The following is a 15,762-nucleotide window of genomic DNA, read 5'->3' as shown; positions in this document are numbered from 1 at the left end:
CTATAATGCATCTGCATTCAACCTGCTTTCGTATTTTTATGGGGCTGATTTCTGTTTTGTCTTTTTCAGCGTCGGCGGAAGATGAGGGGTTCTATTTTGATGCCTCATTATTAAGAGGCAGCGGGTTATCGGTTGAGGATCTGCATCGTTTAAATAAAGGCGAAATGATAACGCCAGGACGTCACTCGCTGGATATTTATCTTAACGGTAAGTTTATCACGCACAGTGAAATAGAGTATTCCCGCCGGGGAGAGAATATTAGCCCCTGCCTGCCATCTGAATTATTAACAACGTTAGGTCTGAAGGCCTTAACGCCAGAGATGAAATCATCCTGCTACTGGAATGATGATGAGGTGATGAAGGGCGTCATCATCAAAGATGATCTTGCACAATTGCGTATGGATTTTAGTGTGCCGCAGGCATTGTTGAAATCCGTTCCCCGCGGCAGCGTCAGCGAAGCAAGCCTGGATGCCGGGGAAAGCATGCTCTTTCTGAACTATATCGCCAACCAATATCATGTGACGTCGCGCCAGGGCGGCGCAGAGAGCATGGATTCCAGCTGGCTGAATTTCAATGGTGGTTTTAACCTTGGGCTGTGGCGCTACCGCCAGCAGTCAAGCCTGAGCTATAGCAACGAAGAAGGCAGCCGCTGGAATACGAACCGTCGTTATCTTCAGCGCGCCATTTACCCGCTGCGCAGCGAATTAATGGTGGGTGAAGGCTTTACGAACGGACAATTTTTCTCCGGGATGAGTTTTCGCGGGCTCCAGCTTTCATCGGATACGCGTATGCTGCCCAATTCGCGCCGGGGCTATGCACCCGTTGTGCGGGGTATTGCTAACACTAACGCTAACGTCACTATCTTGCAGGGTAAAGCCACGCTGTATGAAACGACAGTTGCGGCAGGCCCGTTCATTATTGACGATCTCTATCCGACAAATTTCGCCGGTGACCTGACCGTTGTCGTCAATGAGGCCGATGGCAGCGTTAATACCTTTACGGTGCCTTTTTCCGCGCTGTCTGAATCCATGCGACCAGGCTCCTCAGATTACGTTTTCACGCTGGCTCAGGCGCGGGATGTCGGCGATAAGGACGTGTTCAGCGAAGTGGTCTGGCGGCAAGGGTTAACGAATGCGTTTACTTTGAGCCTCGGCAACCAGCTGGCAACCGACTATATGAGCTATTCGCTGGGAGGCGTATACACTACCTCCGCAGGCGCATTTGGTTTGACCAGCCTGTTTTCCCGCGCCTCTCTGGCGGATGAAGGAACCCGAAGCGGCTGGACGTTACGGGCGAACTACAGCAAATTTATTCCGCAATCTGGAACGTCATTTACGCTCGCAGGCTATCGCTATTCAACGGCCGGATACTCTGAATTGTATGACGCGTTAGGGGCTCGTGAGGCCTATAAACATGGTGCCCAGTGGCAATCGCATAGCTGGAAACAGCGCAATCGCCTTGAGATCTCGGCGGGCCAGACATTAGGCGATTACGGCAACATTAACCTCTCCGCCTCAACGCAGGATTATCGCGATAACAAAAAGCGCGATAAGCAACTTCAGTTCAACTGGAATAAAACCTTCGATTATGGCATCGCGTTGAATCTTGGCGTGGCGCGTACTTATAACGTTGCGCCCGCCAGCGCCAGCAATACCTGGCAGGATAGCGGTAACGAACACACGATTGCATTGCGTGACCAGATACAAACCCTGTGGTCGCTTTCGGTCTCTGTACCGCTTGGAACTCAGCCGCTCTCACCTGTTCTTTCGACCAGCGCACACCGCAGCGATTCAGATGGCGGTTATCAATCCACGCTGAGCGGTATGTATGGCGACAAAAATCCACTGAACTACAGCCTGAATTACTCTACCGATGACAAAGGAGAGCAGTCGGTGTGGGGCGGTGGTTTGCAGCAAAATTTCTCTTTTGCCAATGCCGGACTCTCCTGGTCATCGTCAAAAAATTACTGGCAGGCCTCAGCTTCACTACAGGGGTCGGCGGTTGCGCATAAAGGCGGCATCACGCTTGGACACTGGGTAGGAGACAGTTTTGCCCTGATTGATGCGCCTGGCGCAAGCGGCGCTGAAGTGATCGGCGGCCAGGGCGCACGCATTGATGCATTTGGCTACGCCATTGCGCCAACGCTCGGCGCGTACCAGTTCAATAGCATTGGCCTCGATCCCCGCAATATGAACGATGACGCCGAGCTGCAAACCTCGCAGCAGCGCATTGCGCCCTATGCTGGCGCGACGGTTCGGGTGCGTTTTAACACCCTGAATGGCCAGGCGATGTTGATCACGGCACAACGTCAGGCGAATGAGCCGATCCCGATGGGCACCTCAGTGTATGACGGCTATGACAACTATATCGGCATGGTGGGGCAGGCTAACCAGATCTACCTGCGTTCCAGCGAGAAAAAAGGGGAGCTGCGGCTGCGCTGGGGTGAAGGCGCTAAGGAAAGCTGCCAGCTTACGTGGCATGCCACATCGCCCCGAAAACCGCTGCTTTTGATGGATCTGCCTTGTCGTTAATTGACGGAGCTGTTTATGAATTTACTGCGCGCTATTTTACTTAACGTCCTTTTAATCGCGAGCCTCTCCGCAGGCGCAGTGTGTAATAAAGGGCCGGATTTCGTCCGCACCGAGGAAGATGCCTTTGGCCTTGGCTTATCGCTGGGAACGGTTAACGTCTCCAGCCTGGCGATCCATCCCATCGGTTCGCCGCTTGGCTCAAGCATTGTGTCATTCGCGAGTAACCCGCGTTACAAAGGCCCGGACAGTGTTCTGTGGGTCTGCGATATTGCGGATAAAAATAATATCTTCGAAATCATTGCCACCAATGGCGATGACCGTAACGGGGGCTTTTTTGATTTGGGCGCTGCCGATGGTTATCCCAACTACTACGGCACGCTATTTAGCCATGTGGCGATACGTCTGACGCACATGAATTCGGGCACGGTATTTACCCGTAATTATCAGCGTATCCCGATGAAAAATTACGCGGTTTCACCGGATGGCAAGCAAATTTATATTCGCGTCAAAGATTTTAGCCCCATCCGCGCCGATCTGATTCGTGTGAGTTCCACCACGTCCAGAGGGCAGGCTCCTACAGACTATTGTGGCCGTTCAACGCAGCTCAGTTCGGGTCTCTATAGTTGTAACCAGCCTAATGGTTACGTCTCTTTTTGCTCGCCCGGCAGCCCGGATGCTTACTGTGATAGCGGGGATGCTTCCCTGGATTACACTGGCTGGTATCTGGATAACTGGATGGCGCTAACCATGGGCTCGGCTACCACGCCTGGTTCAATACTGGTATCGACGCCAACCTGTGTGGCAAAAAGCACCACGCCTGTCGTGCTGTTTCCAACGATTTCCGTCGCGGATTTGAACAATGGGCAAAAGGCGCAGGCGAATTTCAACGTCAATATTCTCTGCGAGGGGGCGGCGCAAAGCGGGACGTCTCAGGGTATGACGGCGCTGGCATTTCAAACCTCATATTACAGTTACACGATGGCCGAGCTGCTGAATCTGGTGAATCCATTGGGCGGTGTAAGTCATTTGTTGTCCGATCGCTATGGCTACCCAGGCATTGCCACGGGTGTCGGTATCCAGATAGCGAACTCCAGCGATGGCGTACCACGCAATCTGCTCGGCTGGTACTGGTGTTCGCTAAGCGACTGCCGCTTCGGTAATAGCAGCGGCTGGTACTCTGTGCGGGATGGAGCGACACAAATCTCCAATGGCGGCGCATCGGGACTGAGTGAATATATTGTCCATTTCAATGCGTTCCTGACACGTCTTCCGGGCCAGACGGTCACTCCGGGCAAAGTGGATGCCAGTGCTTATGTTGTGGTGAAAGTCCAATGAGAAAGCATGTTAAAACGATGGTGTTAGCGGCGCTGTGGGCAGCCGCATTTTGCTCTCATGCCGGACTCATCGCATCCTCAACGCGGGTGATTTTTAAAGAGGGGCAGACGCAACAGAGTCTGATGCTGGTGAACACCAATAGCTGGCCAGTAATGGCGCAAAGCTGGGTGGATAACGGCAACACGAGCGTGGCGATGCCCGATCGCATTAAAACGCCATTTGTTGCAGTTCCGGCGTTGTTCAAATTAGAACCGCAGGCGATGCAGGGGCTACGGCTGATCTATAACCAGCAGGCATTGCCCGAGGATCGCGAATCCGTTTTCTGGCTGAATCTGTATGAGATCCCGCCCAAATCCTCCACGATTTCGCCGCAGGCGCAGAGCGTGGTACTGACCATGAATACGCAGATGAAAATCTTCTGGCGGCCGAAAAAAATTGGCGATCCCGATAACATTGCGGAAAAAATCAGCTTTCATCGGGAAAAAAGCGGCAAAGATATTGAGATCGTGTGCCATAACACTTCGCCGTGGCACGTCTCATTTGCCGGTATTTCGCTACTCGCTGGTGACAAAACTTATGCCGCCGGGCAGCAGCCGGACATGATGGTTTCGCCCTTCAGCGAAAAGCGTTATTTCGTTGAAGCGGCAAACCTGGCGAGAAATTTACCGCTGCGCGTAAAAGCTGAACTGATAGACGATCTCGGCCAGGTGACGGCCATGGAGTTCCCGCTTCAGTGATCCCCTCTCCGTGACAGAGAGGGGGAACAGGGCTCAGGCCTGGTAAAACACTTCTTTCAGCTCCGCGCTGACCGGGCTGTTATCCGGGTTGGCGGGCATTACGTCGCGCATATATTTCCACCAGCGCTGGCAAACTTCGGTGCTGGCGACCGCATTCCAGCGCTCTTCAGACTCAATTTCCACGGTGGCGAACAGCAGATGGCGCGCTTTATCGAGATAAATCGCGTAATGGTGCGCGCCACCCTCTTTCAGCGCCGCTTCCAGCTCCGGCCAGATGGGATTATGGCGACGTTCATACTCTTCATGGGCCTCAGGATTGACCTGCATCACAAAGGCTTTACGGATCATAACGCCTCCAGATACAGCTCGCGGACTTCATCGCGGCTGGCGGTACGCGGGTTGCACGGGGCGCAGGGATCGGCCAGCGCTTTATCCAGCCAGCCTTCGATATCCGCTTTGGTCACGCCCAGTTTGCTAAAACCGGAAGGAATGCCCACGCGTACGCTGAGGCGGCGAATAGCGTTGATCGCCTCCATACTGGCGGCTTCATCGCTCATCCCTTTGGTATCAACGCCCATCGCCTGCGCAACGCGGGCAAAACGGGAAACGGCATTCGGGCGGTTAAAGTTTTCGATGATCGGCAGCAGAATAGCGTTGCACACGCCGTGCGGCAGGTTGTGGGTCGCCCCCGGTTGATGCGCCAGCGCATGCACCAGGCCAAGACCGGCGCTGTTAAAGGCCATCCCGGCAAGATACTGGCCGTAAGCCATCTGCTCACGCGCTTCGAGGTTATGCCCGTCGTCCACCGCTTTCGGCAGCCACAGGTTGATCAGGCGAATCGCTTCCAGCGCGTTGGCGTCGGTTAATGGATGCGCGCCGACAGAAACATAGGCTTCTACCGCGTGCGTCAGCGCATCCATCCCGGTGGCGGCGGTTACCGATGCGGGGATTTCCAGCATTACGCTGGCGTCGTCCACGGCGATGTCGGGGATAATATTGGGGTCGATAATCACCTCTTTGACTTGTCGCGCCGAGTCGATGATCACGGCGTTACTGGTCATTTCCGCTGCGGTACCGGCCGTGGTATTGATCGCGACCAGCGGCACGCCGGGGTTTTTCACTTTGCCAACGCCAGAATACGCAGTGGACGGCCCCGGGTTGGCGGTAAGGATTTTCACCGCTTTGGCGGTGTCGATCGGGCTGCCGCCGCCGAAAGCGATGATGTAATCACAGGCGGTGTGCTGGTATGCGGCATACCCTTTTTGCACCAGTTCTTCCGTCGGGTTCGGGAACACGTCATCAAACAGGTGATACGCCATGTTGTGCGCTTTCAGCGCAGTAAACAGACTGTCCAGCAGGCCCAGTTTTACCAGTTGTCCATCGGTGACAATCAGCGCTTTACCCCACTGTTTGTTCGCCACCAGATTGACCATATCGCCGATAGCGCCTGCGCCATGCAGGCTGATTTTTGGTAGGGCTAACATAAAGCTCATCGTGACTCTCCTTAATTTGCTGTGATTTTTCCGGCGGCAATACTCCATGTCGCCGGGGGAATTCTTGTTGCCTTACCGGGCCTGCATTTATCTGCGGCGCGGTTTTGTCAGCCGCCATCCGGCAATTACATACGCCTGCGCTGCATCACGCGGCGAGTAATGATCGGCAGCGAAATCACCACAATCAGCATCGCGCCGACGATAATCGACATCACAATGCCCGGTACATTGAGCAGGCTCAGGCCAAAGGTCACCAGCCCCATCAGGAAGGCGGCGATGATGACGCCGACCATACTGCCGGAGCCGCCGAGGATATTGACGCCCCCCAGCACGGCCATCGTTACCACGGAAAGCTCCCAGCCGAGCGCCAGCGTCGGACGCGTGCTGCCAAGGCGTGATGTCAGCAGTACCGACGCCAGCCCCGCCATCAATCCGACTAGGGCAAAGAGGATTAGGTTGTGACGCTTCACATTGATGCCGGAATACCACGCGCCGGTCGGGTTGTTGCCTATCGCGTAGGTGCGGCGGCCAAAGTTGGTTTTGTGGAGCAGGAACGCAAACGCGGCGGCCAGCACCATAAACAGGGCAAACTCAAATGACAGAGCGCCCCAGACGTAGCCCTGGCCAAACCATGCGAAGCTCTCTGGCCAGCGGTTCAGCGCCTGATCGCCAAGCAGAATGTAAGTGATGCCGCGAAAGAGGCTCATGGTGCCGATGGTGATCACTATCGATGACAGATTGAAACAGGTGACGAGAATGCCGTTGAACAATCCGCACAGCAGCCCGACGCCAAGGCCCACCGCGACCAGCAGCGGCGTATCCATTCCTGCCTGCGCGCAAAACCCCATTACCGTGGAGCTAAGCGCCATGTTGGCGGCGACGGATAAATCGATCTCGCGGGCGATGATCAGCATTGCCATTGGCAGGACGATGATCGCTTTTTCGGTAAAGTTGAACGTCGCGTCAGAGAGGTTCCAGATATTGAGGAAGTAGGGTGACGCGATGGCATTCGCCACAAATACCGCCAGGGTCACGGCCAGCAAAAAACCTTCCCAGCACAGCAGGCGCTGGAGGAAAGGTGAGGTGGCTGGTGCGTTTTTCACGGCATCGGAGGTCAATATTTTGCTCATGATTTCACCGCCTGTTTTTGTCGTGCCAGCGCCGCATCACGCAGGATCAAGCGGCCTTTGCGCTTGTTGGCGCGTTCATTCAGCAGAACCGCAATGACAATCACCGTGCCGGAGATAGCCATCTGCCAGAAGGGAGAAATACCGATGACCGGCAGCGCGTTATTGATCACCCCGAGGAATAATGCGCCGAACAGACAGCCGAGCACGCGCCCGGTGCCGCCCATGGTGCTGATGCCGCCAATCACACAGGCTGCCACCACCTGCAGCTCAAAACCGTTAGCCACATCGACATACGCCACGGCAAAGCGCGAGATCCACAAATAGCCGCAAAAGCCCGCCAGCGCGCCGGAGAGGCAGAAACTGACAAACTGCATCTTGCCAGCGTTGATTCCGGTGTAATACGCTGCCGTCGCGTTGCCGCCTGCGGTATAGAGCGCCCGCCCGGTACGGCTGTAACGCAGGAAATATCCCACCAGCAGTAGCGCGGCGACAGCGCACCAGCTCAGCACCGGTAAACCCAGCACCGACGCGCGCGGCAGGCCGAGAAAATCCGCACCCATCTGATTGGAATTCACCCAGCCGCCGCCGGAAAGTAAGAAGATAATGCCGCGGTAGATGCTCATGGTGCCGAGCGTTACCACAATGGCCGGAATTCCCAGTTTCCATACCAGCAGGCCGTTGATCATGCCCATCAGCAGACCAAGCAGCGTGGCCAGCAGCAACAACGACCAGATCGGAACGTCAGGGTGATGGAAGTTGATCAGTGCGACAATCATGCCGGTCAGCGCGAGGTTTGCCGCCATCGACAGATCGATGCCTTTGGTCAGCAGCACCATCATCTGCCCGAGCGCAAGAATGATCAGAATGGCGGTATCGTTGAACATCTCCACCAGATTGCCGGGGCTGATAAACGAAGGAACACGGCTGCCGATACTCAGTACCAGCAGTACAATCACGCCGCCGAGCAGCGCTTCGCGGTGTTTAAGCAGTTGTTGCCACATTATGCTGCCTCCTTCCCGGCGCCGCTGGCCGCGCTGACAATAGTTTCCGCCGTGGCGTCGCCTGCGTTGTACTGCGCCACCATCAGTCCTTCATGCATCACAATCACCCGATCGGCCATGCCCATCACTTCCGGCAACTCCGAGGAGACCATAATCACTGCCAGCCCGTGCGCCACCAGTTCCGACATCAACTGGTGCACTGCCGCTTTTGAGCCGATATCGATTCCTTTGGTCGGTTCGTCGAGGATGATCACCTCCGGATGCGTGGCGAGCCATTTACCGATCACCACTTTTTGCTGATTGCCGCCGGAGAGCGTTTCTACCGCTTGTCTCCAGCTAAAGGCTTTTACCTGCAAACGTCGCGCGTACTCATCGGCCAGCGCCCACTCTTTCGCCTCATTCAGCACGCCGTTGCAGTTCAGCTTGCTAAGCTGCGGCAGGCTGATGTTCTGCGCAATCGACAGCTCGATAATCGCTCCCTGCTTTTGCCGCTCTTCCGGCACGCAGACAATACCGGCCTGGATGGCATCCGCTGGCTGGCGGAACTGCACGGATTTGCCGTTGAGAATGATCTCGCCGGATGAGGGGCGTGAAACGCCGGAAAGCGCCTGCATCAGTTCGGTGCGCCCGGCGCCAACCAGGCCGTAAAAGCCGAGGATCTCGCCTTTACGCAGGGAAAAGTTGATATGGGCAAACTCGGTGGGATGACACAGATCGCGCACTTCCAGTACCGTTTCACCCGGTTCGCAGGCCACTTTCGGCCAGCTCTGGCTCAGCGTGCGGCCAACCATCATCGCCACCATGCGCTCTTCGGTGATCGCCTTTATCGCGCCGGAATCAACATAAACGCCGTCGCGCAAAATGGTGTAGTGATCGGCCAGTTCAAAGATTTCATCGAACTTGTGCGAGATAAACAGGATCGCTTTACCTTCCTGTTTCAGGCGTTCGACGATTTGGTAAAACTCCAGAATCTCATGCTGCGAAAGCGCGGCCGTGGGCTCATCCAGAATCACTACCTGCGCGTCAAAAGAGAGTGCGCGGGCAATCGCCACCATATGGCGCTGGGCGATGCTCAGGGTTTTCAGCGTGGCGCGCGGATCGATTTGCACTTCCAGCCGGGCAAGAATATCCCGCGCCTGCTGGTGCATGGCGGGCCAGTCGAGTTTTTTCAGCAGTCCTTTATAAAGATACTGGCCGACAAAAATGTTCTCGGTCACCGACAGCTCATCAAACAGAACCGTCTCCTGATGGATAGCGGTGATCCCCACTTTATGGGCGGATTCCGGCGTCGGCAGCGCAATAGGGATCGCTTTATAGAGGATTTCACCTTCGTCCGGTTGATAAATGCCGGTCATCACTTTGACCAGCGTCGATTTCCCTGCGCCGTTTTCACCGATCAACGCGGTGACTTTGCCGGGCCAGAGATCAAGCTGCACATTCTCAAGAGCACGCACACCGGGGAAAACCTTGGTGATGCCCTTAAGCGACAGCAGAGGGGGGGATGCCGTCATGATCGTTCTCCAGTTTTTGCCCTCTCCCGCCGGGAAAGGGCAGGTAAGGGATCAGAAAATCTTCGAGAACTTATCAATGTTGCTGGCATCGTAGACAAACGGCTCAGCCATCGCGCCGCTGCCGTCAGCATCGAGCTTCACTTTGCCCAGTTTGCCCATGCTGGCTTCCTCTTTGGTCGCCGTGCCTTTCACTAAATCATCCGCCAGATATGTGGCGGCATAACCGAGATCGATCGGGTTCCAGATGGCGAAACTTTTGCTGGCGCCGGATTTAATCGCACCTGCCATTTCTGACGGCAGGCCCAGACCGGTGACATACACTTTGCCGATCTTGCCCTGGTCTTTTACCGCCTGCGCCGCGGCGACAATGCCGACTGACGACGGCGATACGATCACTTTCAGATCGGGGTATGACTTCAGCAAACCGACCGCTTCGCGGTAACTTTTATCCGATAAGTCATCGCCATAGGCGACGGTCACCAGATTGACGGACGGGTATTTCGGCAGCACTTTTTTCATCTCCGCAATCCAGATGTTCTGGTTGGTGGAGGTCGGTGTGGCGCTGAGGATGGCAACGTCGCCTTTATCCACATTCAGCGCTTTCAGCGCATCGGCGGCGAGTTTGACGTTGGTTTCGCCGATCAGCGCATTATTGGAAGGATTCAGGTGGATCTGGCGGCCCGCTTTCGCCACGCCGGAATCCCATGAAACCACTTTGATGCCGCGCTGCATCGCTTTTTTCAGCACTGGCACCACGGCGTCCGGATCATTGGCTGAAATGGCGATCGCATCCACCCCCTGGGCGATCAAGCCATTCAGCACTTCGATCTGCGCTTCAGCCGTGGTGGTGGTCGGGCCGGTATAGATCACTTTGACATCGCCTAACTCTTTGGCCGCCTCCTGCGCGCCGGTGTTTGCTGCTTCAAAAAAGCCATTGCCTAAAGATTTCGCCACGAGGGCGATTTTTACTTCAGCGACAGCGGAACCGGACAACGCCATGAGGGCCACGGTGAGGATCAAGCTAGCTTTTGTTTTCATTGCTTTTACTCCACGAGTTATATTCCCGTTGTCTTTCGCGTTGCAGCGCACCGCGAAATCTTCAGGGAAGAGTTGTTTTGCAGGTGACAGAGTTCGCCCCGTCTTTGTGCGAGGCGCGATGTTGTTATTTGTACAAATCCAGTGCCGATTGCAGCGGAGTAACGCCAAAGCGTTTGCCCAGCGCAATCAGTTCTTGCTGACTAATGGTTTGCTTCATTCCGCCCATGGAATAGATTTTCACCAGCACCTCCGCCGACTTCTCGGCGGTGTCAATCAGGCCAAAGGTTTCGTCGAGCGTCGGGCCGCTGCCGAAAACGCCGTGGAATGGCCACAGCACCAGTGAATGTTTCTGCATTTCTTCGGCGGTCGCCTGGCCGATTTCATCGGTGCCGGGCACCATCCACGGCAGAATGCCAACGCCATCCGGGAACACCACCAGACATTCGGTGCTGCCTTCCCACAGTTTGCGGGTCATCAGATCGGACATGTTTTCCAGCACATAAGTGAGCGCTATCAGGTTGGTGGCGTGGCAGTGCATGATCACGCGATCTTTTCCGCCGGTGAGCTGGATGCGCTGGCAGTGAGACAGGAAGTGAGCGGGCAGTTCCGAGGTCGGTACCGCTTCAGACGTCAATCCCCACAGAATGTGGTAGCCCGCGCCATCGCTGTCCACTTTCACCACGCCTAAGTTCGCGGCCGGATCGAGCTGCACGTTGCGGAAGAATTTGCCGGAGCCGGTGACGATAAACGGCGTGTTCGCCAGCAGCGGCATCGGCTGGCTGAGCGCGATATAGCGCGGTTTCTGGTGAAAATCGGCTTCATACGGCGCGATATCCGCATCATCCAGGCGCAGCGTCAGGTTGCCGCCGTTACGTTCGTCCCAGCCCTTCAGCCAGGCATCGGAGGTGGCTTTGATCATCCCCTGGACGAACCAGGAATTAATAATGGTCTGCATAGTCTTTCTGTCCTGTTTAGTGCCCGACATCTCTCGGGTCTCACGTAGGCCGGATAAGCTGCGATGGCCTCGCCATCCGGCATTTTTTCTTAATAACGTTGCTTGCCGGATGGCGCTGCGCTTATCCGGCCCGCACCCTGGCTTCCGGTTAACGACGTGTACTCAAAATCTCTTTTTCATATGCCCGCACGCTGTCCAGCCACTGGCTGCTGGCTGGCGTGTCATGGCGCTGGCAATACATCTCCCATACGGCCTGCCATGGCAGGGATTTCTGCTCTTCCAGCAGCGCCAGGCGGGCGGTGTAATCGCCGTCGGCTTCCAGTTTGCGCAGCGTTTCAACTGGCTCCAGCAGCGCGCGCAGCAGGGCTTTTTTCATGTTGCGGGTGCCGATGACCCACGCGGCGATGCGGTTGATCGAGGCGTCGAAGAAGTCGAGACCGATGTGCACGCGGTCAAACAACTGGTGGCGCACGATCTCGCTGGCGATGGCCTGGGTTTCGTCATCCAATAGCACTACGTGATCGCTGTCCCAGCGCACCGGACGGCTGACGTGCAGCAGCAGGCGCGGCACATAAAGCATGGCGGCGGAGATTTTGTCGGAGATCACCTCTGTCGGGTGGAAGTGACCTGCATCGAGGCACAGCGCGGTCTGGCGGCTGGTGGCATAGCCCATGTAAAACTCGTTGGAGCCGACGGTGTAGCTCTCTGCGCCAATACCGAACAGCTTGCTTTCGACGGCGTCGATATGGTGCGCCGGGTTGAGTTTTTCGCTGAGCGCTTCGTCCAGCGCACTCAGCAGACGCTGGCGCGGCGCCAGGCGGTCAACGGTGACATCTTTCATGCCGTCCGGGATCCAGATATTCATTACCGACGGTGTGCCGAGTTGTTCGCCGAACCAGGCCGACACGCGGCGGCTGGCTTTGACGTGGTCAATCCAGAACTGGCGGATCTCATCGTCAGCGTGGGAGAGGGTAAAACCGTCGGCGCTTAGCGGGTGCGAGAAGCAGGAAGGGTTAAAATCCAGCCCCAGTTTGTTCGCTTTCGCCCACTGTACCCAATTCGTGAAGTGTTCCGGTTTGATCTCATCGCGACCAACCGGGCCGTCGGCTTCGAGGTAAATGGCGTGCAGGTTAAGGCGTTTCGGGCCGGGGATCAGGCTCAGCGCCTGCTCCAGATCGGCGCGCAGTTCGCTGGCATTGCGCGCTTTGCCCGGATAGTTGCCGGTGGCCTGAATGCCGCCCGTCAGGCTGCCTTGCGGGTTTTCGAAACCGGCGACGTCATCGCCCTGCCAGCAGTGCATGGAAACCGGCAGGCGATCGAGCTGTCGCAGCGCCTCCTCGACATCAATCCCCACAGCGGCGAAGCGCTGTTTGGCAATTTCCCAGGCGTGTTTAAGTTGAGTGGTCATGCGCAAAGCTCCTTTGTCTGTCGTTTTTGCTGAAAGCGCGCGACGTAACGGGCGATTTCATGGTCAGGATTAGGGGTAAAAGTGATCAGGTTATGGTTGCTCGCCACCACCTGACGGAAATCATCGACGTTGCTCAGTTCATCCAGCGTCATAAGCTGAATGCCGATGTTGCCGAGCGTGGAGGCTTCCACCGGACCGGCCACCACCGGCAGCCCGCAGGCATCGGCGCAGAGCTGATTCAGTAGCTGGTTCTGGCAACCGCCTCCGACGATATGCAGGCGGCTGAAAGGCTTACCGCGCAGAAAGGCCAGCTCGGCAAGGATGTCGGCATACAGCAGGGCGAGGCTGTCGAAGATGCAGCGCGCCAGTTCGGCAGCGTTTTGCGGCACAGGCTGGCCCGCTTCCCGGCAGGCGGCCTGAAGCTCGGCGCTCATGTTCTGCGGGTTAATAAAACGATCGTCGTTTGGGTTGATAACAAAGCGGCAGGGCGCAAGCTGTTCGGTGGCGGCAATCAGCGCGGGCAGATCGCTTATCTGTTGTTCTCTCAGCACCCGTTGCAGCAGCCACAACCCCATAATGTTTTTCAGCACGCGGTAGCGCCCTTCCGCGCCGCCTTCGTTGGTGATATTCGCCGCCAGCGCGTCATCGCTGGTGTAAGGGGTTTTGCTCTCAAAACCCACTAACGACCAGGTACCAGAGGACAAATAGGCCGCGTCTTTATCCGCCAGCGGCGAGGCGATCACCGCGCTGGCGGTATCGTGGCTGGCGACGGCGACCACCGGAATCGCGTTGCCCTGCGGGCAGATCCAGTGACCAATCACATTGCCGGGATGTGTGGCCGTGCCAAACCAACTGGCCGGAACGCCCGCCCACGCCAGCAGCGTATCGTCCCAGTTATCGGTGTTGATATTGACCAGTTGCGTGGTGGTGGCATTGGTGTATTCCCAGTTCAATTGGCCGGTCAGACGGTAGCTAAAGTAATCAGGGATCAGCAGCGCATGCGCGACCTGGTCAATCAGCTCCGGCTGTTGTTCCGTCAGCGCGCGTAACTGATACAGCGTGTTGAAAGGTAAAAACTGGATGCCGCTGCGGCGATAAATATCGGCTTTGCCGGGATTCTGCATCGCACGCTGCATCACGCCATCGGTGCGATCATCGCGGTAAGCAATCGGCAGACCGACGCGCTGGCCGTCGCGGTTAATCAGAATGTAATCGACGCCCCAGGTATCGATGCCGATGCTGTCGGGCTGAATGCCTTCTTCGCAGACCTTCAGCAGGCCGCGGCGAATTTCGCTTTCCAGGCTGTCGATATCCCAGCAATCAAAGCCGTCCACTTTTTGCAGACAGTTACTAAAACGGTAGATTTCGCGAAGCGAAAGGATGCGCTGCTGGCTGTCATAACGCGCCAGCATGACGCGTCCGCTTGAGGCGCCTAAATCAACTGCGACACAGTGGCGAAAAGTCATGATTGGGTCCTTCTTAGAGTCATTGCAGACAGTCTAAAAAAGAGGGGTAAGGCGTACCTTCTTGCTACTGACAGCCGCCAATTGCCGCTGGCAAGAAAGCAAAGGTGAACGTGAGAAAGTTCACAGTTTCCAGTAATGACGGGGATTTAAGCCATTGTGACCGTTGCCACATTTCCCGATCTTTCCGGTCGTTTCTTGAAAAAACGGCAGGCTATGCGCGAAAAGCTGTCGAAAATTTAAGGTGAGGTTGATAACCCTTAATTACTATTTTGAGAAAGTTTCTCATTAGTGGGGCAATCATGACCGTACTTCATAGCGTGGATTTTTTCCCGGCAGGTCAATCACCTGTTGCCATTGAACCCCGGCTTCCCCAGGCGGCTTTCCCTGAACATCATCATGATTTTCATGAAATTGTGATCGTTGAACACGGCACCGGGATCCACGTTTTTAATGGTCAGCCTTTCACTATCAGCGGCGGCACCGTCTGTTTTGTCCGTGATCATGATCGGCACTTATATGAGCATACCGATAACCTGTGCCTGACCAATGTGCTGTACCGTTCGCCGGAGGCTTTCCAGTTTCTTGCCGGTTTGAACCAGTTACTGCCGCAGGAGCAGGATGGTCACTATCCATCGCACTGGCGGGTGAGCCAGCAGACGCTGGCGCAGGTACGGGAGATCATCGGGCAGATGGAAAAACTGGATCCCGAAATGGATACCCACGGTATTGCGAACCGCGAGATCCTGTTTATGCAACTGCTGGTGATGCTGCGTAAAGGGAGCCAGCAGGAGGGCGCTGTCAGCAGCGATGCCCGCCTCAATCAACTGATGTTATGGCTGGAAGATCACTTCGCCGAGGATGTCTGTTGGGAAACGCTGGCCGGCCAGTTCACACTCTCTTTGCGCACGCTGCATCGCCAGTTGAAGCATTCAACGGGCCTGACGCCGCAGCGCTATCTCAACCGGTTAAGGCTGACCAAAGCGCGGCACATGTTGCGCCACAGCGACGAGAGCGTCACCGATATCGCTTTCCGTTGCGGGTTTGGCGACAGCAATCACTTCTCAACCCTGTTTCGCCGGGAATTCAACTGGTCGCCCCGCGATATCCGCCAGGGGCGCGATACGCAGCTTCAGTAACGCGAAGGCTGTCACCGATTT

The 15,762-nt window shown here is 56.1% G+C and carries 13 protein-coding genes; 4 read left to right on the top strand and 9 right to left on the bottom strand.

All coding sequences use genetic code 11. The features are described from left to right. Positions 1 to 5 precede the first annotated feature (5 nt). The 3 genes from CWM66_RS24950 to CWM66_RS24940 are packed head-to-tail and all read left to right on the top strand — an operon-like array spanning position 6 to position 4,603. Positions 6 to 2,531, top strand: coding sequence for a fimbria/pilus outer membrane usher protein (locus tag CWM66_RS24950; protein ID WP_007369313.1), 2,526 nt, complete (start codon positions 6 to 8; stop codon positions 2,529 to 2,531). Positions 2,532 to 2,546: 15 nt separating this feature from the next. Then, the gene (locus CWM66_RS24945) at positions 2,547 to 3,866 is read left to right on the top strand and encodes a fimbrial protein (RefSeq protein ID WP_107147519.1); all 1,320 of its coding nucleotides are present in this window, start codon (positions 2,547 to 2,549) and stop codon (positions 3,864 to 3,866) included. Beyond that, positions 3,863 to 4,603 (top strand): molecular chaperone, encoded by a 741-nt coding sequence (locus CWM66_RS24940; protein ID WP_107147518.1) that lies wholly within the window; start codon positions 3,863 to 3,865, stop codon positions 4,601 to 4,603. Before CWM66_RS24945 ends, CWM66_RS24940 begins: the two co-directional genes overlap by 4 nt. 33 nt (positions 4,604 to 4,636) lie before the next feature. Here the strand turns inward: CWM66_RS24940 and rhaM are convergent, their stop codons facing one another. From rhaM to rhaB, 9 genes are all read right to left on the bottom strand, one after another. Next, positions 4,637 to 4,951, bottom strand: coding sequence for an L-rhamnose mutarotase (gene rhaM, locus CWM66_RS24935; RefSeq protein WP_079517146.1), 315 nt, complete (start codon positions 4,949 to 4,951; stop codon positions 4,637 to 4,639). Continuing rightward, complete coding sequence (fucO, locus tag CWM66_RS24930) at positions 4,948 to 6,096, bottom strand: lactaldehyde reductase (protein ID WP_007369309.1); 1,149 nt, start codon at positions 6,094 to 6,096, stop codon at positions 4,948 to 4,950. Before fucO ends, rhaM begins: the two co-directional genes overlap by 4 nt. A gap of 125 nt (positions 6,097 to 6,221) precedes the next feature. Continuing rightward, a complete protein-coding gene (locus CWM66_RS24925) occupies positions 6,222 to 7,226 on the bottom strand; it encodes an ABC transporter permease (protein ID WP_071921752.1) in 1,005 nt (334 codons plus the stop codon). Next, positions 7,223 to 8,227 carry an ABC transporter permease gene (locus CWM66_RS24920; RefSeq protein WP_107147516.1) on the bottom strand — a complete coding sequence of 335 codons (1,005 nt, stop codon included), beginning with the start codon at positions 8,225 to 8,227 and terminating at the stop codon, positions 7,223 to 7,225. Before CWM66_RS24920 ends, CWM66_RS24925 begins: the two co-directional genes overlap by 4 nt. Then, positions 8,227 to 9,738, bottom strand: a complete 1,512-nt coding sequence (locus CWM66_RS24915) for a sugar ABC transporter ATP-binding protein (RefSeq protein WP_107147513.1) — start codon at positions 9,736 to 9,738, stop codon at positions 8,227 to 8,229. Before CWM66_RS24915 ends, CWM66_RS24920 begins: the two co-directional genes overlap by 1 nt. Positions 9,739 to 9,789: 51 nt before the next feature. After that, on the bottom strand, positions 9,790 to 10,776 hold the full coding sequence (gene rhaS / locus CWM66_RS24910) for a rhamnose ABC transporter substrate-binding protein (protein WP_043955948.1): 987 nt from the start codon (positions 10,774 to 10,776) through the stop codon (positions 9,790 to 9,792). A gap of 124 nt (positions 10,777 to 10,900) precedes the next feature. Then, positions 10,901 to 11,731: a rhamnulose-1-phosphate aldolase gene (rhaD, locus tag CWM66_RS24905; protein ID WP_107147512.1), complete on the bottom strand. Its 831-nt coding sequence runs from the start codon at positions 11,729 to 11,731 to the stop codon at positions 10,901 to 10,903. 148 nt (positions 11,732 to 11,879) lie between these two features. Then, positions 11,880 to 13,139 carry an L-rhamnose isomerase gene (gene rhaA / locus CWM66_RS24900; protein ID WP_107147510.1) on the bottom strand — a complete coding sequence of 420 codons (1,260 nt, stop codon included), beginning with the start codon at positions 13,137 to 13,139 and terminating at the stop codon, positions 11,880 to 11,882. After that, complete coding sequence (rhaB, locus tag CWM66_RS24895) at positions 13,136 to 14,605, bottom strand: rhamnulokinase (protein ID WP_079517142.1); 1,470 nt, start codon at positions 14,603 to 14,605, stop codon at positions 13,136 to 13,138. The genes rhaA and rhaB overlap by 4 nt, the downstream gene beginning before the upstream one ends. 299 nt (positions 14,606 to 14,904) lie before the next feature. Between rhaB and rhaS (CWM66_RS24885) the strand changes: the two genes are divergently transcribed. Then, positions 14,905 to 15,741, top strand: a complete 837-nt coding sequence (gene rhaS, locus CWM66_RS24885) for an HTH-type transcriptional activator RhaS (RefSeq protein WP_072441494.1) — start codon at positions 14,905 to 14,907, stop codon at positions 15,739 to 15,741. Positions 15,742 to 15,762: the final 21 nt, after the last annotated feature.

Origin of the sequence: Kosakonia sp. H7A (assembly GCF_003028445.1) — a bacterium.
Lineage (GTDB): Bacteria > Pseudomonadota > Gammaproteobacteria > Enterobacterales > Enterobacteriaceae > Kosakonia > Kosakonia radicincitans.
Note: the sequence above shows the minus strand (reverse complement) of the source record. Positions and strands in the feature narration are given on the sequence as shown.